Below are 22,810 nucleotides of genomic sequence, written 5' to 3'. Positions count from 1 at the left end.
CGCCCGGGCCGGCGAAACGACATCGAAAGGGGATGTGCAAATGGGTCGATCGATCAATCTGGAAGGCAAGGTTGCGCTGGTCACGGGCGCATCGAGCGGCCTCGGGCAGCGTTTTGCGCAGGTGCTGTCGCAGGCCGGCGCGAAGGTCGTGCTCGCGAGCCGCCGCGTCGAGCGCCTGAAGGAGTTGCGCGCGGAGATCGAGGCGGCGGGCGGCGCGGCGCACGTCGTGTCGCTCGACGTGACCGACGTCCAGAGCATCAAGGCGGCCGTCGCGCATGCGGAGACGGAAGCCGGCACGATCGACATCCTCGTGAACAATTCGGGCGTGTCGACGATGCAGAAGCTCGTCGACGTGACGCCCGCGGATTTCGAGTTCGTGTTCGATACGAATACGCGCGGCGCATTTTTCGTCGCGCAGGAAGTCGCGAAGCGGATGATCATGCGCGCAAACGGCGGCGGCAACGGCAAGCCGCCGTGCCGGATCATCAACATCGCGTCGGTGGCCGGGCTGCGCGTATTCCCGCAGATCGGGCTGTACGCGATGAGCAAGGCCGCGGTCGTGCAGATGACGCGCGCGATGGCGCTGGAGTGGGGCCGCCACGGGATCAACGTGAACGCGATCTGTCCGGGCTATATCGATACCGAAATCAATCATTACCTGTGGGAAACCGAGCAGGGCCAGAAGCTGCAGTCGATGCTGCCGCGCCGGCGTGTCGGCAAGCCGCAGGATCTCGACGGGCTGTTGTTGCTGCTCGCGGCCGACGAGTCGCAGTTCATCAATGGTTCGATCATCTCCGCGGACGACGGCTTCGGCCTCGCGTGAGCGGATGACATTCAGCAACAAAGAAGACTGCAATGAGCGCAACAAACGCAACAAACGATTACTCCCCCGTTTTTGAGATGTCGATGCCGATCCGCTGGGGCGACATGGACGCGTTCGGCCATGTGAACAACACGGTTTATTTCCGCTACATGGAGCAGGCGCGGATTTCGTGGTTCGAGCAGCTCGGCATTGCCGGCGGCAACGGCGAGGGGCAGGGGCCCGTCATCGTCACCGCGTCGATGGAGTTCCTCAAGCAGCTGCACTATCCGGGCGACGTGATCGCGAAGATGTCGGCCGCGAAGCCCGGCCGAAGCAGTTTCGACACCGGGTTCGAGCTCACGCGCGCGGACGATCCGCAGCATGTCTATGCCCGCGGCAACGCGCGTTGCGTGTGGGTCGATTACGCGCTCGGCAAGTCGGTGCCACTGCCGCAACTGTTGCGCGACACGATCGAGCACGCGCTCGCGACGAAAGTCGGCTGAGCGCGGCTATCGGCAGGCCGGCACCGGGTTGCCGGTGGCGCGCCGTGTTCGTTGTTGCCCCGATGTTTCCCCGGATCGGCCGCCGTGTGCGGCCGATCGTCATTCGAGCGCCGCGATGCGACGCGCGTTCACTGTCCGAGCAGGCGCTGCAGCAGCTCCGGCGTATTGTTCGTTCCGTATTTGCGCATCAGCCGGGCGCGGTAGATGTCGACCGTGCGCGAGCTGATGTCGAGCACGCGCCCGATCTGCTTGCTGGTCTTGCCGGTCGCGAGCTGCGCGGCGATCTCGCGCTCGCGCGGGGTCAGCTCGACCGCGACGCGGCGCGTCGCGCTCAAATCCTCGAAGGTCCAGACGCCGGCCGCAAGCGGTGCGGTGCGGTCGAGCGCGCGGCCCGTCACGTGGCACCAGAACAGCTCGCCGTCCGCGCGTTTCATGATTCTGTCATCCGAGTAGATGCCGTTCGCGACCATCACGCGTGCGATGCGCTCGCCGATCCGCTGGAATTCGTCCGTCGACGGGTAGAGCACCGCGTACGATTTTCCGATCAGGTCGGCCCGCGCACAGCGGAAGATCGACGCGAGCGCGTCGTTGCAGTCCTCGATCACGCGGTCGCGCGACAGCACGAGGCCGAGCGGCGCGAGATGGAAGGCGGTCTGGTAATCGAGATCGGGCATGGCGCAGGCAAGCGGAGGCAAATGCTTATGTATTTTTGCGTATTGTGCCGCATCGGCGTCACATCGTACCCTTTCAGGCATCTCGCGGCGGTGTGTCGCGACATAAAAACAGCGTGCCTCGACGCAGGCTTTGCCGCGCATGCATAGAATGATGCGGCGGGCTTGCGCCACGTGGCGCGTGAACCGGTTTTGCTGGTTTCCATAGAGGAAGGGACAACTGATGAACAAAGTCTATCCAAGCGCGGCTGCCGCGCTGGAGGGGATCGTCCGCGACGGACAGACCTTCGCGGTGGGCGGCTTCGGCCTGTGCGGGATTCCCGAGGCGCTGATCGCGGCGTTGCGCGATTCGGCCGTCAAGGGCATCACCTGCATCAGCAACAACGCGGGCGTCGACGGTTTCGGCCTCGGCCTGCTGCTGGAAACGCGCCAGATCAAGAAGATGATCTCGTCGTACGTCGGCGAGAACAAGGAGTTCGAGCGCCAGTACCTGGCCGGCGAACTCGAGCTTGAATTCACGCCGCAGGGCACGCTCGCCGAAAAGCTGCGCGCGGGCGGCGCGGGCATCCCCGCGTTCTTCACGAATACCGGCTACGGCACCGTGATCGCGGAAGGCAAGGAAACGCGCCAGTTCGGCGATCGCCACTACGTGCTCGAGCCGTCGCTGACGGCCGACGTCGCGCTCGTCAAGGCATGGAAGGCCGACAAGTCCGGCAACCTCATTTACCGCCGCACCGCGCGCAACTTCAACCCGATGTGCGCGATGGCCGGCAAGATCACCGTGGCGGAGGTCGAGGAGATCGTCGAGAACGGTGCGCTCGATCCGGACCAGGTCCATACGCCGGGGATCTTCGTGCAGCGCATCGTGCTGAACGCGACGCCCGAAAAACGCATCGAACAACGCGTCGTACGCGCGAAAGGAGACTGACATGGCCTGGAATCGTGACCAGATGGCCGCGCGCGCGGCGAAGGAACTGCAGGACGGCTTCTACGTGAACCTCGGCATCGGCCTGCCGACGCTCGTCGCGAACCACGTGCCGGAAGGCGTCGAGGTGTGGCTGCAGTCGGAGAACGGCCTGCTCGGCATCGGCCCGTCGCCGACCGAAGACGAAGTCGACGCCGATCTCATCAACGCCGGCAAGCAGACCGTCACGACGCTGCCGGGCTCGTCGATCTTCTCGTCGGCCGATTCGTTCGCGATGGTCCGCGGCGGCCACATCAACCTCGCGATCCTCGGTGCGATGCAGGTCAGCAAGCAGGGCGACCTCGCGAACTGGATGATCCCGGGCAAGATGATCAAGGGGATGGGCGGCGCGATGGACCTCGTCGCGGGCGTGGGGCGTGTCGTCGTGCTGATGGAGCATGTCGCGAAAGGCGATCAGCACAAGATCCTCGACGAATGCAATCTGCCGCTGACGGGCGTCGGCGTGGTCGACCTGATCATCACCGATCTCGGCGTGATCGAAGTGACGCCGGCCGGCCTGAAGGTGCTCGAACTCGCCGACGGCGTGAGCGCCGAAGAGATCCAGTCGAAGACGGGCGCACCGCTCGACGTCAGCGCCGTGGCCTGAGCATCACGTCGTTGCGTCATGCTCGACGCCCCGCGTTCCTCACGGAACGCGGGGCGTTTTGTCATGACCGCATGCGTCACGCAATCGCGCCGCCGCCGTCGATCAGTACCGTCGAACCGGTTGCATAAGGCGTGGCCGCCAGATACAGGACCGCATTCGCGACATCCTCCGGCTGGCCGACCCTGCGGGCCGGAAGCCGCCGGGCCGCGCCGGCATACATCGCGTCGCGTGCATCGGGCGCGAGCTTGTCCCACAGCGGCGTCGCGATCAGGCCCGGCGACACGGTATTCACGCGAACCGGCGCGAGCTCGAGCGCCAGGCCGCGGGCGAGCGCCTCGAGCGCCGCATTGATCGCGCCTTGCAGCACCGACGACGCGCTCGGTCGCACGCTGAGGTAGCCCGACACGAACGTCAGCGAGCCGCCGGGCGCGATATCGATCGCGCGGGCGATGCGGTACGCGCCCCAGAACTTGCTGTCCATCGCAGCCTGCGCGTCGGCAAGCGGCAGCGCACGGACTGCGCCCGTGGCCGTCTTCGCGGCCGAAATCACGACGTGGTCGAACTGGCCGGCGCGCGCGCAGAACGCATCGACGTCCGCCGTATCGGTGATGTCGAGCGTTTCGGTCCGCACGTGCGCGCCCGGCATGGCATCGACGTCGAACCTGCCCGGATCGCGCGACGCGATCGTCACGCGCGCGCCGTGTCGCGCGAAAGCCGCCGCGGTGGCGGCGCCGATGCCGGAGCTGCCTCCGACGACGAGGACGTTCTTGCCGTGGAGCGGATCATTCATGAAGGTCATTCCTGGTGATGAGTTGAACGGCATCCGGTCAGATCGTTTCGGTCTCGCGCAGCGTCGACGGGTTGCGCAGCGCGAAGCGCGCAATATCGTCCTTGCGCATGAAAGCGACCCCCGGATGTGATCGCGCGTAGTGCAGGAAGTCGTCCCACGCGCGGACCATCTGCGGCGTGCCGCTGATCCGGTCGTGCGCACTGATCGACATCAGTCTGCGCCGCTGCCCGGCTTCCGCGTACAACTGGTCGAAATCGAGCTTGATCTGCTCGAGGAACATCGCCGGCGTGTAGTGGCGGCCTTCGATCAGCAGGATGTCGTTGTTGCGCAGCGTGTACGGAACCACGGCGAAATCGCGACCGCCGACGGTCTCGACGAACGGTTCGTCGCGACTGACGTCGTCGATGTGATACGTGTAGCCGAGTTCCTGCAGCAGCGACAACGTATGCGGTCCGCGCCGCAGCCAGTTGCAGTTGTAGCCGGTCGGACGCTGGCCGGTCACCGCTTCGACCATGTCGCGTGCTTCGGTCAGGAAGCGGCGCTCGTCGTCGCGGCTCATCGTGAATTGCGCGCGCCACGTCGGGCCGTGCGCGGCGGCTTCGTGGCCGCGCGACACGATCTCGCGCGCCAGATCGGGGTGCCGGCGCGCGGCTTCCCCGATCATGTGCGACGTCACTTTCACGCCGTGCCGGTCCCACAGATCGAGCAGGCGCGGAATCCCTTCCCGGTAGCCGTACGCGAACCAGGTGGCCGAGGCGAGATCGACCGGTACCGACGGCGGGAACGCGACGGTCGGAAACGGGCTGTCCGCGCCCGTGGGCGGCTGTCCGCCTGCTTCGAACTGCATCGAGATCGAGATCACGATGCGCGCGCCGTCGGGCCAGAACGGCGTGGCGCCCGGTACGGCGAGCGCCGCCGTTGGCGCGGCGGTTGCCGGCAGGGAGGCGCCTGCGGCCGCCGCGACGCCGGCCGCGAGCCCGGCGCTGGCCTGGGCCAGGAACGTGCGGCGCGGCAGCGGCGTCGCGGGAGGGTGGTTGCCGTGAGTCATCGTTCCCTCCGTCAGCCGACGAGCCCGAGCTGACGCATCAGCGTCAGGTTGTCCTCGATGTGCCAGTTTTCCGCGATCCGGCCCTGGTCGATCCGGTAGATATCGGTCGCGATGAAGTCGATCGCCTGTCCGCGCCCCGCCGTTCCGTTGAAAGCGCCGGTGAAATGCCCGCGGAAATGCAGGTGCACGACGACCCGGTCGCCCGCGACGATCATCTGTTCGATGTCACAGCGCAGGTCCGGGATCGCGTCGCGCATCGTGCCCGAGGCCGCGAGCGGCCCCGGTACGCCTTGTTCGCGGCCGGGCGGCAGCGTTCGGTCGGTGAAGTCGGCGGCGAGCGCCGCGCGAGCCAGCGCAGGGTCGCCGGTATTCCAGAAGGTGCCGTAGCGGCGCGCGGCCAGGATTTGCGCGCGGGCCTGCGCGGCCGGCAAGCCTGCCGCGACGGTCAGGCTGTGCGGTGCGACGAGGTCGGCGGCACGGGAAGCGGCGGGCCAGAGCGCCACGACGCAGGCGGCTGCCGCGAATGCGTGCGCGAGGGGGCGGGCGGCCGAACGAAGGCGGATCGACATGGTTTCGAGGGTCCTGTGAAGGCGTCGTGCGACGACGCGGAACAGGTATGGTAGGTTTCCGTTCTGCATGCAAATACTGGCAAAATGCGAATGGATTATTCGAAAAAAGGAAAGGTTTGGGCGAGGTGCACGCCATGACGCTGATCGACGATTTCCCGGCGCTCGATACCTTCGCGCGGATCGTGTCGGCCGGCAGCCTGTCGGCGGCGGCGCGCGAGCTCGACCTGTCGTTGTCGGTCGTCAGCAAGCGGCTCACGCATCTCGAGTCGCGACTCGGCGTGCGCCTGCTGCACCGAACGACGCGGCAGCAAACGCTCACCGACGACGGTGCGCAGTTTCATGCGCAGGTGCTGCGCATCCTGGCCGAGGTCGAGCATGCCGAAACGCTGATGCGCGATCGCCGCGGCACGGTCAGCGGCGTGCTGCGCGTGACGGCGCCCGGCGAACTTGGCCGCCTGCGGATCGCGCCGCTCATTGCGGCATTTCAGCAGCGACATCCGCAATTGACCGTGCAGCTGATGCTGACCGATACGGTCGTCGATCTGCTGGCAGCCGATATCGACGTCGCCGTGCGGATCGGCAATCTGGCCGATTCGACGATGATCGCGCGCGAGCTGGCGCCGAATCATCGCGTGCTGTGCGCGTCGCCGGGCTATCTCGCGGCGCACGGTTGGCCGGCCCATCCGGCCGAGCTCCGTGCACACCGATGCATTGTGATGGGCGATCAGCCGCGTGCCGAATGGCGGTTCGACGGCGCGCAAGGTGACGTGGCGGTCGAGGTGACGGCCACGCTGCTGACGAACGACGGCGGCGCGGCGCGCACGCTGGCGCTCGAAGGCGCGGGCATTGCGTTGAAGTCGATCTGGGACGTCGGCGCCGATCTCGACGCCGGTCGGCTCGTGCGCGTGCTGCCGGCCTTCGAGGCGCCCGCCGCGCCGTTGCATGCCGTCTATCCCGGCGGCCGTCACGTGTCGTTGCGCGTGCGGACGTTCGTCGATTTCCTGCGCGAGCAGTTGCGTCACGCGTGGCGCCGCCACGATTGAACCCGTTCCGGATGGTGGGCCGGGCGCGTCGCGGCCCGTCATTCCGAAGCGGTTTACAATCGTTTGCATCGGGCGCCGCAGGCGTTGTCCCGCGCGTCGCCCCCGTTCGACAGGATGCCAACGATGCCAACGACCCCAGCGAATCCCCCGGTTCCCCGCCAGCGGCGCGTGCAGTGTGCGAGCGCGGCCGGCCTTCACCACGTCGCCTATACCGAGTGGGGCGATCCCGCGAATCCGCGCGTGCTCGTCTGCGTGCACGGCCTGACCCGCTCCGGACGCGATTTCGACCGGCTTGCCGCCGCGCTGTCCGATACGTATCGCGTCGTCTGCCCCGATGTCGTCGGGCGCGGCCAATCGGACCGGCTGGCCGATCCGCGGCACTATGCGATTCCGCAGTACGTGGCCGACATGGTGACGCTGATTGCGCGGCTCGACGTCGAATCGGTCGACTGGTTCGGCACGTCGATGGGCGGCCTGATCGGCATGGCGCTGGCCGGGCTGCCCGGTTCGCCGGTGCGCCGGATGATCGTCAACGACGTCGGCCCGCGCATCGAGCCCGATTCGCTGACGCGTATCGGCGAATACCTCGGCGTGCAGCCGCGCTTTGCGACCGAGCAGGAGGGGATCGACTACCTGACGTCGCTGTCGCTGCCGTTCGGCGCGCTGAGCGCCGACGAGTGGCGCGAGATCAACGGGCCGCTGCTGCACGAGCTGCCCGAAGGCGGCTGGACGATGCGCTACGACCCGCGCATCGCCGAGCCGTTCAAGGCCACGACGCCCGAACTGGCCGCACTCGGCGAAGCCGCGCTGTGGCACGCGATCGAGGCGACCGATGCGACGCTGCTCGTCGTGCGTGGCGAGACGTCCGACTTGCTGTCGCGCGAGACGGCGGCCGAAATGGTTCGCCGCGGCCGCCATGTGACGCAGGTCGAGATTCCGGGCGCGGGCCACGCGCCCGCCTTCGTTAGCGCCGACCAGATTGCGCTCGCGCGGCGGTTTTTCGTCGAAGGCGACGCATAAACGCGTCATAATATGCGGTTCGGCGGCACGCGGGCCGTGCCGCCGTCCGATTCCTCACTCATCACGACCGGAACATTTTCATGGCAGTCATTCGTCACCACGTCGGGGCCCGGCTCTCCGAAACCGCGATCCACAACGGCACCGTGTATCTGGCCGGCCAGATCGCCGAAGACACCACGCAGGACATCCGCGGCCAGACGCGCGAAGTGCTCGGCCACATCGACCGCCTGCTCGCCGAAGCGAACAGCGACAAGGCGCATCTGCTGTCGGTGCAGATCTACATCTCGGATCTCGCGAACTTCGAAGGCATGAATGCGGAGTGGGATGCATGGGTCGCGCCGGGCAACACGCCGCCGCGCGCCACCGTCGAGGCGAAGCTCGCCGATCCGGCCCTGCTCGTCGAGATCGTGGTCGTCGCCGCGCAGCGGAGCTGAGCTGAGCTGAGCGTTATCCGACGATGACCGTATTCCGGCAGGCCGTGCAATGACCGAATCCGTTTCCGCCTCTCCCGTCGCGGCGCCGTCGTTCGACGACGTGCTCGCGTTCGTGCGCGAGCGGGCCGGCGACGCGCGCCTGTCGTCGGGCGAGCTGCTCGCCGACCACTCGGCGGGCACGGCGGCGATCATGCGCACGCTGAACGTCGATCCGTCCGCGATGCAGGCCGCCGCGCTGTTCGTGCTGACGCCGCACCTGAGCGACCCCGAGCGCGAGCTGACCGAGCGTTTCGGCGACGAGGTCGCGCGGCTCGTGTCCGACGTGCGCAAGCTGTTGCGGCTCGGTACCGTGAGCCTGCGCGCCGCGCAGAACGCAAAGCCCGACTCCGGGCGCGACGCGGCGGAAGAGCGGCGCACGCAGATCGAGGCGCTGCGCAAGATGCTGCTCGCCTTCGCGCAGGACATCCGCGTGGTGCTGATCCGGCTCGCGTCGCGGTTGCAGTCGCTGCGCTATTACGCGGCCGCGAAGCTCGATCCGCCGCCCGACGTCGCGCGCGAGACGCTCGAGATCTATGCGCCGCTCGCGAACCGTCTCGGTATCTGGCAACTGAAGTGGGAGCTCGAGGATCTCGCGTTCCGCTTCGAGGATCCCGTCACCTACAAGCGGATCGCGAAGCTGCTCGACGAAAAGCGCATCGAGCGCGAGGCGTACGTCACGCAGGCGATCGCGCGGCTGCAGCACGAGCTCGCGGAAGCGCACATCCAGGCCGACGTGAGCGGCCGGCCGAAGCATATCTACAGCATCTGGCGCAAGATGCGCGGCAAGGAGCTCGATTTCTCCGAGCTGTACGACGTGCGCGCGTTTCGCGTGATCGTGCCCGACATCAAGGATTGCTACGCGGTGCTCGGCATCGTGCATCACCTGTGGCAGCCGGTGCCGAAGGAATTCGACGACTACATCTCGCGGCCGAAGCCGAACGGCTACAAGTCGCTGCATACGGTCGTGATCGGCGACGACGGCCGTGCGTTCGAAGTGCAGATCCGCACGCAGGAGATGCATCGCTTCGCCGAGTACGGCGTCGCCGCGCACTGGCGCTACAAGGAGGCCGGCGCGCGCGGCTATGGCGGCCAGTTCTCGGCGAGCGACAAGTACGACGAGAAGATTGCGTGGCTGCGCCAGTTGCTCGCGTGGAAGGACGACGTCGAGGACGGCACCGAAGTGTCGGGCGACCAGGCGTGGGCGCAATTGCGCGAGACGTCGCTCGACGACGATCACATCTACGTGCTGACGCCGCAGGCGCGCGTGATCGCGCTGCCGCAGGGCGCGACGCCGGTCGATTTCGCGTACCACCTGCACAGCGAGCTCGGCCATCGCTGCCGTGGCGCGCGCGTCGACGGCGTGATGGTGCCGCTGAACACGTCGCTCGCGAACGGCCAGACGGTCGAGATCGTCGCGGTGAAGGAAGGCGGCCCGTCGCGCGACTGGCTGAACCTGCAGCTCGGTTACCTGAAGAGCCCGCGTGCACGGCAGAAGGTGCGCGCGTGGTTCAACTCGATCGAGCAGGAAGAAAACGTCGCGCATGGTCGTGCGCTGGTCGAAAAGACGCTGCAGCGCGAGGGCAAGACGTCGGTCAACCTGGACAACCTCGCCGCGAAGCTCGGCTTCAAGTCGCCCGAGGAGCTGTTCTCGGTCGTCGGCAAGGAAGAATTCAGCCTGCGCAACGTCGAGCACGCGCTGTCCGACGCACCGCCGCCGGAACCGGCGCCCGAGGCGCCGGCCGATTTCGAGAAGCGCAGCAGCGGCGCGAGCGTCGCGCACGGCGCGTCGACCGGCGTGCTGGTGGTCGGCGTCGACGCGTTGCTGACGCAACTGGCGCGCTGCTGCCGTCCGGCGCCGCCTGATCCGATCAGCGGTTTCGTCACGCGCGGCAAGGGGATGTCGATCCACCGCACCGACTGCCCGACGTTTCGCCGGATGGTCGAGCGCGCGCCGGAACGCGTGCTGCAGACGACCTGGTCCGCCGACGTGCTGGGCGGGCGCGGCGCGTCCGTCTATCCGGTCGACCTGATGATCGAGGCTAGCGACCGGCAAGGGTTGCTGCGCGATATCTCCGAAGTGTTCGCACGCGAAAAGATCAACGTCGTGGGCGTGAAGACGCAGAGCCGCCGCAATGCGGCATTCATGCAGTTCACGGTCGAGGTATCGAATTCGGCGCAGGTGCAGCGCGCATGTACGCTGCTCGGCGAGGTGCAGGGCGTCGTGCGGGCGGGGCGGAAGGTGTGATGGGGTTGGAACCGCGTTATTTTGCTGCGACCGCATAAAAACACTTGCCAAGCCCGTAACGGCTCCATATAATCTTAGCTTCTCTAGGCTCGTAGCTCAGCTGGTTAGAGCACCACCTTGACATGGTGGGGGTCGTTGGTTCGAGTCCAATCGAGCCTACCAACGAATTGAGAATGCCCGGCCTCCGGGTGTTCGATGCAGTACACAACTCAACGCGAACAAGGCGAATACGGTTATGACACCGCGAACGTTGACCGAAACCACTTCGGAGCGACGCTAGTCGAGGAACGTTTTCGCCCTTTCAGTTTGAGTGAAGTATCGAATGCGGCCCCTCGAAAGCGGGGCCGCATTTTTTTTGTCGCGAATTTTTCACGCGTGAGTTCGATCTCGCGTACCTGGTCTGCCGCCCACTGTCGGCATCACGGAGATTGCTATGGTTTCGATACGCTTGCCTGACGGCTCAGTTCGACAATACGAGCATCCGGTGACAGTTGCCGAGGTTGCGGCCTCGATCGGTCCCGGCCTTGCGAAGGCTGCGCTTGGTGGCAAGCTCGATGGCGAGCTCGTCGATACGTCGACGGTGATCGACCGCGACGCGTCGCTCGCGATCGTCACGGACAAGGATGCCGACGGCCTCGACATCATCCGCCACTCGACCGCCCACTTGCTCGCGTATGCGGTGAAGGAGCTGTATCCGGACGCGCAGGTGACGATCGGTCCGGTGATCGACAACGGTTTCTATTACGACTTCTCGTACAACCGCCCGTTTACGCCGGAAGATCTCGAAAAGATCGAAAAGCGCATGCAGGAACTCGCGAAGAAGGACGAGCCGGTCACGCGCCGTGTCGTGTCGCGCGACGAGGCGGCCGGTTATTTCCGCAGCATCGGCGAGAAGTACAAGGCCGAGATCATCGAATCGATTCCGCAAAGCGACGAAATCAAGCTGTACTCGCACGGCGGCTTCACCGATCTGTGCCGCGGCCCGCACGTGCCGTCCACCGGCAAGCTGAAGGTATTCAAGCTGATGAAGGTCGCGGGCGCGTACTGGCGCGGCGATTCGAAGAACGAGCAGCTGCAGCGCATCTACGGTACGGCCTGGACGAAGAAGGAAGACCAGGACCAGTACCTGCACATGCTCGAGGAAGCGGAAAAGCGCGACCACCGCAAGCTGGGCAAGCAGCTCGACCTGTTCCACATGCAGGAAGAGTCGCCGGGCATGGTGTTCTGGCATCCGAAGGGCTGGGCGCTGTGGCAGCAGGTCGAGCAGTACATGCGCCGCCGCGTCAACGAGGCCGGCTATCTCGAGATCAAGACGCCGATGATCATGGACCGCTCGCTGTGGGAAGCGTCGGGCCACTGGCAGAACTATCGCGAGAACATGTTCACGACGGAGTCGGAGAAGCGCGACTACGCGATCAAGCCGATGAACTGCCCGGGCCACGTCCAGGTGTTCAAGCACGGCCTGCGTTCGTACCGCGACCTGCCGCTGCGTTACGCGGAATTCGGCTCGTGCCACCGCAACGAGGCGTCGGGCGCGCTGCACGGCCTGATGCGCGTGCGCGGCTTCGTGCAGGACGATGCGCACATCTTCTGTACGGAAGATCAATTCATCTCGGAATCGATCGCGTTCAACACGCTGGCCATGAGCGTGTACAAGGATTTCGGTTTCGATCACATCGACATCAAGCTGTCGCTGCGCCCCGATCAGCGTGCCGGTACGGACGAGACGTGGGATCGTGCCGAGCAAGGTTTGCGCGACGCGCTGACGGCTTGTGGTCTCACGTGGGAAGAGTTGCCGGGTGAGGGCGCGTTCTACGGCCCGAAGATCGAGTACCACATCAAGGACGCGCTCGGCCGCTCGTGGCAGTGCGGCACGCTTCAGCTCGACATGGTGCTGCCGGAGCGCCTGGGTGCCGAATACGTCGCGGAAGACAACAGCCGCCGCCGGCCGGTGATGCTGCACCGCGCGATCGTCGGTTCGATGGAGCGTTTCCTCGGCATTTTGATCGAGCACCATGCTGGTGCAATGCCGGTCTGGCTCGCGCCGTATCAGGCAATTGTGCTCAATATCGCCGAAAGTCAGGCCGAATATGCGCAGTCTCTGGCCCAATCGTTGCAAAAACAAGGGGTTAGAGTGGCGGCCGATTTGCGCAACGAGAAGATTAGCTATAAAATACGCGAGCACACGCTGGAAAAGGTGCCTTATCTCCTCGTCGTGGGCGATAAGGAGCGTGATGCGCAAACGGTAGCCGTGCGTGCCCGTGGCGGCGTCGATCTTGGCGTAATGCCGGTCGAAGCCTTCGTTGAGCGTCTGCAGGAAGACCTGCGCTCGTTCAAGTAACCGCCCTGGCAGCGCGGCTCGTTTTTTTAATTTTTAGAGGAAACGTAACATCGCTACTGATAAGTCGTCGCACCGCATCAACGGTGAAATCACTGCGCCGGAAGTGCGCCTGGTCGGGATCGAGAACGAACCACTCGGTATCGTAAAACTCGCTGACGCTTTCCGTAAATCGGAAGAACTGGATGTTGACCTGGTGGAAATCGCGCCGCAAGCGGTGCCGCCGGTTTGCCGTCTGATGGATTACGGCAAGTTCAAGTACCAGGAATCGAAGAAGCAGCACGAAGCGAAGCTGAAGCAGAAGGTCATCCAGGTCAAGGAAGTCAAGTTCCGCCCGGGTACCGATGACGGGGATTACAACGTCAAGCTCCGCAATCTCGTGCGCTTCCTCGAAGAGGGCGACAAGACGAAGATCACGTTGCGTTTCCGCGGCCGTGAAATGGCTCACCAGGAAATCGGTATGCGGATGCTCGAACGTCTGCGCACGGATCTCGAGGAAGTCGGCCAGGTCGAGCAGATGCCGAAGATGGAAGGGCGCCAGATGATCATGGTGCTCTCGCCGAAGAAAAAGAAGTAACGGGCCCGCGCGCGTCGCGCGCAGGTTCGACAGTGGTTCGGCGCGTCGCCCGGTCAGGGCGGCGCGCCAACAATGACGGCGGCTGCGCAAGCGGGTCGCCGTACACAAGTGGACTGGGTTTCGAAGGGCGGGTCAAGGGCGCAAGCCAACCGCACACCCATCGCCATCTAATAAACTGGAGTTGTTCGTCATGCCTAAGATGAAGACCAAGAAGAGCGCTGCAAAGCGCTTCGTGGTGCGTCCGGGCGGTACCGTCAAGCGCGGTCAAGCCTTCAAGCGCCACATCCTGACCAAGAAAACCACGAAGAACAAGCGCCATCTGCGCGGCGCAACGGCAGTTCATGATTCCGATCTGAACTCCGTCCGCGCGATGCTCCCGTTCGCGTAACCCCTCAACTGATACTCCAAGGAGAGAAACATGCCTCGAGTCAAACGTGGGGTAACCGCACGGGCCCGCCACAAGAAGATCATCAACCTGGCCAAGGGTTATCGCGGCCGCCGCAATAACGTCTACCGCATCGCCAAGCAGGCGGTGATGCGCGCTGGTCAGTACGCGTACCGCGATCGCCGCAACAAGAAGCGTGTGTTCCGCGCACTGTGGATCACGCGTATCAACGCGGCAGTTCGCCAGCACGACATGACCTACAGCGTGTTCATCAACGGCCTGAAGAAGGCGTCGATCGAACTCGACCGTAAGGTGCTGGCCGACATGGCGGTGTTCGACAAGGCTGCTTTTGCTGCGATCGTCAAGCAGGTGAAAGCCGCCGTTGCAGCCTAATTGCGAAATTAGCACTGCGTGGTTAGTTGCAGCGAGGTTCCGGTAGTCTCGGCCGCTGCAGCGAAAACGGGGCTCTTCCGAGCCCCTTTTTTGTTTGGTGGGCGGTTTCGCTCGCCAAGACCGAATGACGTTGGAAATGATGGGATCTATGGATCTGGACCAGATTGTCGCCGACGCGCAGCAGTCCTTCGAACAGGCTGCCGACATCACCACGCTCGAAAACGAGAAAGCACGATTTCTCGGCAAATCGGGTGCGCTGACCGAGTTGCTGAAGGGCCTCGGCAAGCTCGATCCCGAAGCACGCAAGACCGAAGGCGCCCGCATCAACGTCGCGAAGCAGCAGGTTGAAGCCGCGCTCACCGCCCGTCGCCAGGCGCTGGCCGACGCGCTGCTGAATCAGCGCCTCACTGCCGAAGCGATCGACGTGACGTTGCCCGGCCGCGGCGCCGGCGCCGGCAGCCTGCACCCCGTGATGCGCACGTGGGAGCGGGTCGAACAGATTTTCGGCTCGATCGGTTTCGACGTGGCCGACGGCCCCGAAATCGAGACCGACTGGTACAACTTCACGTCGCTGAACAGCCCGGAGAACCATCCGGCGCGTTCGATGCAGGACACCTTCTACGTCGAAGGCAAGGATGCCGACGGCCGCCAGCTGCTGCTGCGCACGCACACGAGCCCGATGCAGGTGCGTTATGCGCGCATGAACCGTCCGCCGATCAAGGTGATCGCGCCGGGCCGCACGTATCGCGTCGACAGCGATGCGACCCACTCGCCGATGTTCAATCAGGTCGAGGGGCTGTGGATCGACGAAAACATCAGCTTCGCCGACCTCAAGGGCGTCTATACCGACTTCCTGAAAAAATTCTTCGAGCGCGACGACATCCTCGTGCGCTTCCGTCCGTCGTATTTCCCGTTCACGGAACCGTCGGCCGAGATCGACATGATGTTCGAGCAAGGCAAGAACGCCGGCAAGTGGCTCGAAATTTCCGGCTCGGGGCAGGTGCATCCGACCGTGATCCGCAACATGGGCCTCGACCCCGAGCGCTACATCGGTTTCGCGTTCGGCAGCGGCCTCGAGCGCCTGACGATGCTGCGCTACGGCGTCCAGGATCTCCGGTTGTTCTTCGAGAACGACTTGCGTTTCCTGCGCCAGTTCGCATAACGCCGCTCGCCGCGCCGACCTGTGCCCGCGCACGCCCCGATGGACGTTTCCGACGGGGCCCGGGCGTCGATCTAACCTGTTTCGAACGTAGACATCCATGCAATTCCCTGAATCCTGGTTGAGAACCTTTGTCGACCCGCAGCTGACGACCGACGAGCTGTCGCACGCGCTGACGATGGCGGGGCTCGAAGTCGAATCGCTGAGCAAGGCTGCGCCGCCGACGTCGAAGATCGTCGTGGGCCGCGTGCTCGAAGTCGTCAAGCATCCGGATGCGGACAAGCTCAATGTCTGCCAGGTCGACGCCGGCACCGGCGCGACGCTGAACATCGTGTGCGGCGCGCCGAACGTGGCGCCCGGCATCAAGGTGCCGGTCGCGCTGGTCGGTGCGGAACTGCCGCCGGCGGAAGAGGGCGGCAAGCCGTTCGCGATCAAGCTGTCGAAGCTGCGCGGCGTGGAGAGCCAGGGGATGCTGTGCTCGGCGCGCGAGCTGAAGTTGTCCGAGGATCACAGCGGGCTGCTGATCCTGCCGGAAGACACGCCGGTCGGTCAGGACATCCGCGAGACCCTCAATCTCGACGACACGATCTTCGAAATCAAGCTGACGCCGAACAAGGCCGACTGCCTGTCGGTGTTCGGTATCGCCCGCGAGACGGCCGCGATCACCGGCGCACCGCTGACGCCGGTCGACATCCGCCCGGTGAACGTCGAGCTCGACGAAACACTGCCCGTGCGCATCGCCGCGCCCGATCTGTGCGGCCGCTTCTCGGGCCGCGTGATCCGCGGCGTGAACGCGCATGCGAAGACGCCGCAGTGGATGGTCGAGCGCCTCGAGCGTTCGGGCCAGCGCAGCGTGTCCGCGCTCGTCGACATCTCGAACTACGTGATGTTCGAACTCGGCCGCCCGTCGCACGTGTTCGATCTCGACAAGATCCACGGCGGCATCGAAGTGCGCTGGGGCAAGCGCGGCGAATCGCTGAAGCTGCTCAACGGCAATACGGTCGAACTCGACGAAACGGTCGGCGTGATCGCGGACGACCGTCAGGTCGAAAGCCTGGCCGGCATCATGGGCGGCGACAGCACGGCCGTCACGCTCGATACGACCAATATCTATCTGGAAGCCGCGTTCTGGTGGCCGGACAGCATCCGCGGCCGCGCGCGCAAGTACAACTTCTCGACCGATGCGGCGCATCGCTTCGAGCGCGGCGTCGATTACGCGACGACCGTCGAGCACGTCGAGCGCATCACGCAGCTGATTCTCGAGATCTGCGGCGGCAAGGCCGGCCCGGTCGACGATCAGGCGGTGAACCTGCCGCAGCGCGCGCCGGTGAAGATGCGTGTGTCGCGCGCGAACCGCATCATCGGCGTGAAGATCGACGCCGACGAGATCGCGGATATCTTCACGCGCCTCGGCCTGCCGTTCGAGCGTGAAGACGACGCGTTCCTCGTCACGCCGCCGTCGCATCGCTTCGACATCGAGATCGAGGAAGACCTGATCGAGGAAGTGGCGCGCATCTACGGCTTCGAGAAGATCCCGGCCCGGCCGCCGGTCGCGACCAGCGAAATGCGCGCGACCCACGAGACGCGGCGGTCGATCCACGACATCCGTCACGCGCTGGCCGCGCGCGACTACGCGGAAACCGTCAACTTCAGCTTCGTCGATGCGGAGTGGGAGCACGATTTCGCGGGCAACGACAACCCGATCCGCCTGCTGAACCCGATCGCGAGCCAGCTCTCGGTGATGCGTACGACGCTGTTCGGCAGCCTGATCGCCGTGCTGCGCCACAACCTGAACCGCCGTGCCGATCGCGTGCGCGTGTTCGAATCGGGGCGCGTGTTCGTCGCCGATCCGTCGGTGAAGGCCGGCGAGCTGGCGGTTGAAGGCCATGCGCAGCCCAAGCGCGTCGGCGCGCTGGCGTACGGTCCGGCACTCGACGAGCAGTGGGGCGTGACGACCCGCGCGGTCGATTTCTTCGACGTGAAGGGCGATCTCGAAGCGCTGCTCGCGCCGGCGGTTGCGCGTTTCGTGAAGGCCGAGCATCCGGCCCTTCATCCGGGCCGCAGCGCACGCATCGAAATCGATGGCCGCGCGGTCGGCTGGATCGGCGAACTGCATCCGCGCCTGATGCAGAAATACGAGCTGCCGCACCCGCCGGTGATGTTCGAGATCGACGCGGACGCGCTGATCGCCCGTGCGCTGCCCGCGCCGACCGACGTGTCGAAATTCCCGCCGGTCCGTCGCGATATCGCCGTTGTCGTCGATCAGGCGGTCGAGGTTCAGGCACTTTTCGACGAAATGAAGAAGGCGCTTGCCGAAGAGGCCTGCCGATTCGTTCAGAAGGTTGTACTCTTCGACGAATTTCGTGCAAAATCAAATACTTCCGGTGGTCTTGCCGCGAACGAGAAGAGCCTTGCCTTCCGCGTGACGCTGCAGGATGCGGCTGGCACGCTGCAGGACGAGGTCGTCGACCAGGCGATTCAGACGCTGGTCGAGCGGATGGCTCGCGCCGGGGCGCGCCTGCGCGGCTAAGGAGAGGGCCCGCCCGTTCGCGGGCGGCTTTTTTCCATCGTAAGTTTTGATTCAACGCGCTGTATGGCAGATATGAACGACATGACCTCGAGTGAATTCGAAGCCCTCCTGACGGCGCAACGCAGCGCGATGAACCGCGACGCTTCGGCGCCGGCGTCCACCGAGACGCCGACGCTGACGAAGGCGGAACTGGCGGAGCTGCTGTTCGACAGCGTCGGGCTGAACAAGCGTGAAGCGAAGGACATGGTCGAGGCGTTTTTCGAAGTGATCCGCGACGCGCTCGAAAACGGTGAAAGCGTCAAGCTGTCGGGGTTCGGCAATTTCCAGTTGCGCGACAAGCCGCAGCGTCCGGGCCGCAATCCGAAGACGGGCGAGGCGATTCCGATCGCGGCCCGCCGGGTGGTAACCTTCCACGCGAGCCAGAAGCTGAAGGCGCTGGTCGAAAACGGCGCGGAGTAAGACGCGCGCCCACGCCCCGCGCGGCCGCCGCGCACCCTTTACCGACGGTTAACCGACGATGACCACCACGGTTGAGAAAGTCGTCTTGCCTCCGATTCCCGCGAAGCGCTACTTCACGATCGGCGAAGTCAGCGAACTGTGCGGGGTCAAACCACATGTGCTGCGTTACTGGGAACAGGAATTCACTCAACTGCGGCCGGTGAAGCGGCGCGGCAACCGGCGGTATTACCAGCATCACGAAGTGCTGCTGATCCGGCGGATTCGCGAATTGCTGTACGAGCAGGGCTTCACGATCAACGGCGCGCGCAACCGGCTCGATTCGCCGGGCAGCGAGCGGGCCGCGGCGGAGCCAGCCGAATCCGACGCGCAGGCCGTCGATGCGCGTGGGGCGGCCAAGCCGGGCGCAACCGTCGACGTCATCGCGTTGCGGCAGGCGTTGCTGGACGTGATCGACGGACTGAAACACGACTGAGTAACCGTCTTCCGAGTCAAGCCCGATGAAGTGAATCGTCCCAAGGCGTGTTGGTTTTGACCATGGCATTGAGCATGGTTAGGAGCTTGCGCATGCAGGCAACAAGCGCGACCTTGGACAGTTTGCCGGCGGCCTTCAGGCGTTGATAGAAGGCTCTGATGGCGGGGTTGTAGCGTGTGGCAGTCAATGTAGCCATGTACAGCACGCGACGGATCGCGAAGCGGCCACCTTGAACCCGTCGTCGCCCATTACGTAAGCCGGAATCGCAAGCAATGGGAGCGACGCCAACGAGGGCTGCAATCTGACGGCGATTGAGCCGGCCCAATTCGGGCAGTTCTGCGATCAGGCAGGCGCTGGATACCGGGCCAATTCCATGTGTGGACTGCAACAGGCGGTCGAGTTCACCGAAGTGCTGGCGTACATGAGCGACCATCTGAGCGTCAATGTCATCGAGTTGTGCCTGGATGGCGGCAATGATAGCCAGCAGACTTGAATGCAGACCAACCGGCGTGATCTGGAGCCGCTGTCGCTCCGAAAGGAGCATGGTGAGTAGTTGGCGCCGTCGGGTCACCAGTGCAGCCAGCCACTGCTGCCGCTCGTCGGGAACGGGACGTAGCAAGCGGGACAGATCGTCCCGACGCAGTAGCACGGAAGCCAGTTCGGCAAGCATACGTGCGTCGATGGCATCGGTTTTCGCCAGACGTCCCATCGAGCGGGCAAAATCGCGTGCTTGCCGAGGGTTGACGACAGCGACCGGCAAACCCGCACCTTGCAAGGCGCACGCCAGCTCGGTCTCGTAGCCACCGGTCGCCTCCATCACGACCAACTGCACGTTCAGCGGCTGAAGGGCAACAGCCAGGGCCGAGTGGCCCTCGGCATCGTTGTTGAATCGACGGATGTCCAGATTGGCACCCAGTACGGAAACATCGACGTGAGCTTTTGCGACGTCAATGCCGACCGTTACGGCAGAAGGAGCAGACATGATCTTCGGATCCCATGCTTGTACATGCGCACTCGATGTAAATGGCGCGCGTAACCGTTCGGGCTTCAGGAAGACCAGCACGGCAACCGTGCGTTTTGTACTCAGTCACGGGCTCCAACACCCAAGCGCGGGGCAAACTGCACGGTCTCGTCTGGCTACCACCAGACTTTACCGTACTGGTCAGTACTGAACATACAAGCGCACGGCGCGCAGGCAGCATTGAAAAAGCCCGGTTGGCGACCTGCCACCGGGCTTTTTCATGCGGGTCGCGCATGCGGATCAGCGCGACGCGAGCGGATTCTTCTGCCCGATGTCGACGACCAGCGTGCCGTCCGGCAGCATCCGCACCGAGCCCTGCGCGACCTGGCTGCGGTATCCGTACAGGTCGAACCGCATCGGGCCCGCCTCGGCCGAATTCCGGATCAACGCGCGCACGTTCAGCTCGAGCACGTTGAACATCTTCATGTCGCCGCCTTCCATCCACATGTAGCTCGGCGCATCGATCTGCGGCCGCTTCGGCGCGGCTGCACCCGCTGCGCGCCGGAACGTGAGACGCAAGCCGTCGCGTTCGACCGTTGCCTGGCCGAGCTTGCCGTTCAGCACGGGCGGCGGGAACACGGTGTACTGGTCGAGCACGAGCGTGTCGCCGCGCAGTTCCGCGCCGCGTCGGCGCAACGGCGTCAGCGACGCGAGCTCGATGCCGAGCGAGCGCAGCAGCGTCGCCTGCGGGATGCCGAGCACCGACACCTGCGACGGCTTGAAGGCGAGGTGCCGGTCGTCGAGCACCGTCAGCGAGCCCTTCATGTCGGTCGGCAGCCAGACCCCCGGCACGTGATTCCACAGCTTGATGCCGCCCTGGACGCGCAGGTTCTGCCCGTCCGCGCTCAGTTGCAGGTCGTTCAGCGAACGCGGCGAATAGTCGAGCAGGTAGTTGTTGAAGAGCGCCGACATCGCCTTCCACGATTCGACGACCGTGCCGCCGAGAATGCGGATGTCGTACTGGTTCGGATCGTCGAGATCGACCGGTTCGCCGGGCCGCCTCGACACGAGTTCCACGTCGAGATCCTCGACATGAAAGCCGATATCGCCGGACAGGTTGAAGTCGACGTTGCGCAGATGGATCGTCGGGTTGCGGTTCGACACGTGCCGTTCGTTGAACGGCGTCGTCGACGTGCGCCGCATCGCGACCTTCTGCATGCCGGGCCGCATCGCATCCGCCGCGAGCGCGTACGCTTCCCAGTGCTGGCGCACGTCGCGCAGCGCAGTCTGCTGCGCGGCGAGGAAGCTGTCGTTCAGGCGCGCCGCCGCGTTGCCGAGCAGCGCGCCGCTCGCCGGGCCCGTATACGAAGGCATCCGGATCGCCATCGCGCCGCTTTCGTCGAAGTTGAAGTAACCGGCCGACACCTGGTCGCGATAGTGATACAGGTCGAACACGAACGTCTGCTCGCGCTTCGACGAATCGACCGGACCGATCAGGATGTCGGCGTTCATCGGCATCGAGCGCATGAACTTCACGTCGCCGCCGCGGATGTACATCGCCTGCTGCGGGGCATTCGCCGGCATCGCGAAGCCGGCATGCGTGCCGTCGTCGAGCTTCAGGTCGAGGCCTGCCGGCGTCACGCGCACGGCGGTGATCGTGAGCTTCAGGCGCGGTGGCGGCATCAGCTTGTCGACCGCCATCACGAGATCGTCGCCGGCAAGTTGCGCGATCGGGGTCTGCACCTTCAGCAGGTCGGCCATCTTCACGTTGGCCGCGCGCATCACCGGCTGCGCGTTGATACCCGACACGCGTACGCCGGTCGGGTGGAACACGAGCTGGCTGCCGTCGCGGATCGCGAGCGTGCCGGTCAGCGAGAACGGTACCCAGCCGTCGCGCTGCATCTCGCCTTGCAGATGGATCACGCCGTCGCCGGCCGACACTGCGAGCTTGCGCAGCGGCGCGTTGCGATAGCCGAAGATGTAGGTGTTGAAGAGGGCGGTCAGCTTCGCGTTGTCGAGCGTCACCGTGCCTTCATGTACGTCGATCTCGAAGCTCGTCGGATCGTCGAAGACGATCGGCGCGCCGGCCTGCGTCGGCACGAGCGTGGCCGACAACTGGTGGATGAAGAAGCCGAGGTTGTTGACGATGCGGAAATCGACGTCGCGCAGGAACGTCATCGCGCCGTTCTGGCCCGAGTCGCGCAGCGTGAACGGGCGCGGCTGCGTGAGGCTGATCGATGCGAGCGACGGCACGGTGCGCGCGATCTGCTGTTCGCGCGCGAGTCGCTCGGCCTTGGTGCGTTCGATCTTCGTCGATGCGATGGACGTGTTGCTGTCGCGCTGCGCGGCCGATTCCGCGCAGCCGGTGCAGAGGACTGCAAGCGCCAGCGCGCCGCAGCCGAACACTCGGGACGTCGTGGGCGATCCCGGGGCGACCGTGCGTCGCAGGCCGGAAAACCAGTCGAAAATTGCCAAAGGCGAGCGATGGCCGCGCCGGACCGCATTCCGCATCGTCTGTCTCCATGTCTTGTCTTGATCGACGGCGGCGCGCGCGACTGCACGGCGCGAGCGTCGATGCCGTGCAGTGTGTCATAGCGCGCTAGAGCGGCGTTACCAAACAACGGACGCCCGGGCGCGGGGCGCCGGCGGGCGGCCAGACAACGGATTCGCGGTGGATGAACGGCCGTATCAAACGGCCGTTTGGTTTGTGCGGGCCGGCGGTCGGCGTCTTTCGAGGCAGCCCTGAAAAACCGCGGCCGGCCTTGGCCGGCGCGGGTTTCACCGGATGCGCACAGCAACGG

At 65.1% G+C, this 22,810-nt stretch carries 22 protein-coding genes and 1 tRNA gene; 17 read left to right on the top strand and 6 right to left on the bottom strand.

The genetic code is table 11. From position 1 onward, the window contains the following. Positions 1-40 precede the first annotated feature (40 nt). Both DTA15_RS27755 and DTA15_RS27750 read left to right on the top strand, forming a co-directional pair. Positions 41-823, top strand: a complete 783-nt coding sequence (locus DTA15_RS27755) for an SDR family oxidoreductase (protein ID WP_011545236.1) — start codon at positions 41-43, stop codon at positions 821-823. 32 nt (positions 824-855) lie between these two features. Continuing rightward, positions 856-1,305, top strand: a complete 450-nt coding sequence (locus DTA15_RS27750; protein WP_006488508.1) for an acyl-CoA thioesterase — start codon at positions 856-858, stop codon at positions 1,303-1,305. 128 nt (positions 1,306-1,433) lie between these two features. On the opposite strand, the gene DTA15_RS27745 is transcribed toward DTA15_RS27750, so the two are convergent. Next, positions 1,434-1,979 carry a LuxR C-terminal-related transcriptional regulator gene (locus DTA15_RS27745; RefSeq protein WP_006488515.1) on the bottom strand — a complete coding sequence of 182 codons (546 nt, stop codon included), beginning with the start codon at positions 1,977-1,979 and terminating at the stop codon, positions 1,434-1,436. A 220-nt stretch (positions 1,980-2,199) separates the two neighbouring features. Between DTA15_RS27745 and DTA15_RS27740 the strand changes: the two genes are divergently transcribed. Further along, positions 2,200-2,904, top strand: a complete 705-nt coding sequence (locus DTA15_RS27740; RefSeq protein WP_006488507.1) for a CoA transferase subunit A — start codon at positions 2,200-2,202, stop codon at positions 2,902-2,904. A 1-nt stretch (position 2,905) separates the two neighbouring features. Continuing rightward, the gene (locus tag DTA15_RS27735) at positions 2,906-3,547 is read left to right on the top strand and encodes a CoA transferase subunit B (protein ID WP_006488513.1); all 642 of its coding nucleotides are present in this window, start codon (positions 2,906-2,908) and stop codon (positions 3,545-3,547) included. Positions 3,548-3,623: 76 nt separating this feature from the next. Here the strand turns inward: DTA15_RS27735 and DTA15_RS27730 are convergent, their stop codons facing one another. From DTA15_RS27730 to DTA15_RS27720, 3 genes are read right to left on the bottom strand one after another with little or no spacing between them, the layout of a single operon-like run. Next, positions 3,624-4,337 (bottom strand): SDR family oxidoreductase, encoded by a 714-nt coding sequence (locus tag DTA15_RS27730; RefSeq protein WP_006488511.1) that lies wholly within the window; start codon positions 4,335-4,337, stop codon positions 3,624-3,626. 37 nt (positions 4,338-4,374) lie between these two features. After that, positions 4,375-5,385, bottom strand: coding sequence for a polysaccharide deacetylase family protein (locus tag DTA15_RS27725; protein ID WP_012492551.1), 1,011 nt, complete (start codon positions 5,383-5,385; stop codon positions 4,375-4,377). Positions 5,386-5,396: 11 nt separating this feature from the next. Next, positions 5,397-5,954, bottom strand: a complete 558-nt coding sequence (locus DTA15_RS27720; protein WP_006486092.1) for an ester cyclase — start codon at positions 5,952-5,954, stop codon at positions 5,397-5,399. Between the two features lie 134 nt (positions 5,955-6,088). Between DTA15_RS27720 and DTA15_RS27715 the strand changes: the two genes are divergently transcribed. From DTA15_RS27715 to DTA15_RS27650, 13 genes are all read left to right on the top strand, one after another. After that, positions 6,089-6,997 (top strand): LysR family transcriptional regulator, encoded by a 909-nt coding sequence (locus DTA15_RS27715; protein WP_012492552.1) that lies wholly within the window; start codon positions 6,089-6,091, stop codon positions 6,995-6,997. Positions 6,998-7,120: 123 nt separating this feature from the next. After that, a complete protein-coding gene (locus DTA15_RS27710) occupies positions 7,121-8,017 on the top strand; it encodes an alpha/beta fold hydrolase (RefSeq protein WP_012492553.1) in 897 nt (298 codons plus the stop codon). A gap of 80 nt (positions 8,018-8,097) precedes the next feature. Continuing rightward, positions 8,098-8,451 (top strand): RidA family protein, encoded by a 354-nt coding sequence (locus tag DTA15_RS27705; protein WP_006486103.1) that lies wholly within the window; start codon positions 8,098-8,100, stop codon positions 8,449-8,451. A 49-nt stretch (positions 8,452-8,500) separates the two neighbouring features. Continuing rightward, a complete protein-coding gene (locus tag DTA15_RS27700) occupies positions 8,501-10,735 on the top strand; it encodes a RelA/SpoT family protein (protein ID WP_006486099.1) in 2,235 nt (744 codons plus the stop codon). 85 nt (positions 10,736-10,820) lie between these two features. Further along, positions 10,821-10,897, top strand: a tRNA-Val gene (locus DTA15_RS27695). 271 nt (positions 10,898-11,168) lie between these two features. Next, on the top strand, positions 11,169-13,076 hold the full coding sequence (thrS, locus tag DTA15_RS27685; protein WP_006486105.1) for a threonine--tRNA ligase: 1,908 nt from the start codon (positions 11,169-11,171) through the stop codon (positions 13,074-13,076). 49 nt (positions 13,077-13,125) lie between these two features. Next, positions 13,126-13,650 carry a translation initiation factor IF-3 gene (infC, locus tag DTA15_RS27680; RefSeq protein ID WP_071734130.1) on the top strand — a complete coding sequence of 175 codons (525 nt, stop codon included), beginning with the start codon at positions 13,126-13,128 and terminating at the stop codon, positions 13,648-13,650. A 190-nt stretch (positions 13,651-13,840) separates the two neighbouring features. Beyond that, positions 13,841-14,038: a 50S ribosomal protein L35 gene (rpmI, locus tag DTA15_RS27675; protein ID WP_004191477.1), complete on the top strand. Its 198-nt coding sequence runs from the start codon at positions 13,841-13,843 to the stop codon at positions 14,036-14,038. 30 nt (positions 14,039-14,068) lie between these two features. Beyond that, entirely contained in the window at positions 14,069-14,428 is a 360-nt protein-coding gene (rplT, locus tag DTA15_RS27670; RefSeq protein ID WP_004192938.1) for a 50S ribosomal protein L20, read from the top strand. Between the two features lie 148 nt (positions 14,429-14,576). Then, positions 14,577-15,590 carry a phenylalanine--tRNA ligase subunit alpha gene (gene pheS / locus DTA15_RS27665; protein WP_006486107.1) on the top strand — a complete coding sequence of 338 codons (1,014 nt, stop codon included), beginning with the start codon at positions 14,577-14,579 and terminating at the stop codon, positions 15,588-15,590. A 97-nt stretch (positions 15,591-15,687) separates the two neighbouring features. Beyond that, entirely contained in the window at positions 15,688-18,117 is a 2,430-nt protein-coding gene (gene pheT, locus DTA15_RS27660; protein ID WP_012492555.1) for a phenylalanine--tRNA ligase subunit beta, read from the top strand. A 72-nt stretch (positions 18,118-18,189) separates the two neighbouring features. Beyond that, on the top strand, positions 18,190-18,576 hold the full coding sequence (locus tag DTA15_RS27655; RefSeq protein WP_006486093.1) for an integration host factor subunit alpha: 387 nt from the start codon (positions 18,190-18,192) through the stop codon (positions 18,574-18,576). 58 nt (positions 18,577-18,634) lie between these two features. Continuing rightward, positions 18,635-19,048, top strand: a complete 414-nt coding sequence (locus DTA15_RS27650; protein WP_006486110.1) for a MerR family transcriptional regulator — start codon at positions 18,635-18,637, stop codon at positions 19,046-19,048. 16 nt (positions 19,049-19,064) lie between these two features. On the opposite strand, the gene DTA15_RS27645 is transcribed toward DTA15_RS27650, so the two are convergent. Beyond that, a complete protein-coding gene (locus DTA15_RS27645) occupies positions 19,065-20,030 on the bottom strand; it encodes an IS110-like element ISBcen8 family transposase (RefSeq protein WP_006476181.1) in 966 nt (321 codons plus the stop codon). A gap of 279 nt (positions 20,031-20,309) precedes the next feature. After that, positions 20,310-22,520 (bottom strand): hypothetical protein, encoded by a 2,211-nt coding sequence (locus DTA15_RS27640; protein WP_020979829.1) that lies wholly within the window; start codon positions 22,518-22,520, stop codon positions 20,310-20,312. Positions 22,521-22,810: the final 290 nt, after the last annotated feature.

The sequence above is a fragment of the Burkholderia cenocepacia genome, assembly GCF_900446215.1.
In the GTDB taxonomy this organism is placed as follows: domain Bacteria; phylum Pseudomonadota; class Gammaproteobacteria; order Burkholderiales; family Burkholderiaceae; genus Burkholderia; species Burkholderia cenocepacia.
This window is presented reverse-complemented; position numbering and strand designations above follow the sequence as displayed.

What these genes read in the sequence shown, in the direction of transcription:
- DTA15_RS27755 (WP_011545236.1), top strand. Translation starts at nt 41, where the DNA reads ATGGGTCGATCGATCAATCTGGAAGGCAAGGTTGCGCTGGTCACGGGC.
- DTA15_RS27750 (WP_006488508.1), top strand. Translation starts at nt 856, where the DNA reads ATGAGCGCAACAAACGCAACAAACGATTACTCCCCCGTTTTTGAGATG.
- DTA15_RS27745 (WP_006488515.1), bottom strand. Translation starts at nt 1,979, where the DNA reads ATGCCCGATCTCGATTACCAGACCGCCTTCCATCTCGCGCCGCTCGGC.
- DTA15_RS27740 (WP_006488507.1), top strand. Translation starts at nt 2,200, where the DNA reads ATGAACAAAGTCTATCCAAGCGCGGCTGCCGCGCTGGAGGGGATCGTC.
- DTA15_RS27735 (WP_006488513.1), top strand. Translation starts at nt 2,906, where the DNA reads ATGGCCTGGAATCGTGACCAGATGGCCGCGCGCGCGGCGAAGGAACTG.
- DTA15_RS27730 (WP_006488511.1), bottom strand. Translation starts at nt 4,337, where the DNA reads ATGAATGATCCGCTCCACGGCAAGAACGTCCTCGTCGTCGGAGGCAGC.
- DTA15_RS27725 (WP_012492551.1), bottom strand. Translation starts at nt 5,385, where the DNA reads ATGACTCACGGCAACCACCCTCCCGCGACGCCGCTGCCGCGCCGCACG.
- DTA15_RS27720 (WP_006486092.1), bottom strand. Translation starts at nt 5,954, where the DNA reads ATGTCGATCCGCCTTCGTTCGGCCGCCCGCCCCCTCGCGCACGCATTC.
- DTA15_RS27715 (WP_012492552.1), top strand. Translation starts at nt 6,089, where the DNA reads ATGACGCTGATCGACGATTTCCCGGCGCTCGATACCTTCGCGCGGATC.
- DTA15_RS27710 (WP_012492553.1), top strand. Translation starts at nt 7,121, where the DNA reads ATGCCAACGACCCCAGCGAATCCCCCGGTTCCCCGCCAGCGGCGCGTG.
- DTA15_RS27705 (WP_006486103.1), top strand. Translation starts at nt 8,098, where the DNA reads ATGGCAGTCATTCGTCACCACGTCGGGGCCCGGCTCTCCGAAACCGCG.
- DTA15_RS27700 (WP_006486099.1), top strand. Translation starts at nt 8,501, where the DNA reads ATGACCGAATCCGTTTCCGCCTCTCCCGTCGCGGCGCCGTCGTTCGAC.
- thrS (WP_006486105.1), top strand. Translation starts at nt 11,169, where the DNA reads ATGGTTTCGATACGCTTGCCTGACGGCTCAGTTCGACAATACGAGCAT.
- rpmI (WP_004191477.1), top strand. Translation starts at nt 13,841, where the DNA reads ATGCCTAAGATGAAGACCAAGAAGAGCGCTGCAAAGCGCTTCGTGGTG.
- rplT (WP_004192938.1), top strand. Translation starts at nt 14,069, where the DNA reads ATGCCTCGAGTCAAACGTGGGGTAACCGCACGGGCCCGCCACAAGAAG.
- pheS (WP_006486107.1), top strand. Translation starts at nt 14,577, where the DNA reads ATGGATCTGGACCAGATTGTCGCCGACGCGCAGCAGTCCTTCGAACAG.
- pheT (WP_012492555.1), top strand. Translation starts at nt 15,688, where the DNA reads ATGCAATTCCCTGAATCCTGGTTGAGAACCTTTGTCGACCCGCAGCTG.
- DTA15_RS27655 (WP_006486093.1), top strand. Translation starts at nt 18,190, where the DNA reads ATGAACGACATGACCTCGAGTGAATTCGAAGCCCTCCTGACGGCGCAA.
- DTA15_RS27650 (WP_006486110.1), top strand. Translation starts at nt 18,635, where the DNA reads ATGACCACCACGGTTGAGAAAGTCGTCTTGCCTCCGATTCCCGCGAAG.
- DTA15_RS27645 (WP_006476181.1), bottom strand. Translation starts at nt 20,030, where the DNA reads ATGTCTGCTCCTTCTGCCGTAACGGTCGGCATTGACGTCGCAAAAGCT.
- DTA15_RS27640 (WP_020979829.1), bottom strand. Translation starts at nt 22,520, where the DNA reads ATGCGGAATGCGGTCCGGCGCGGCCATCGCTCGCCTTTGGCAATTTTC.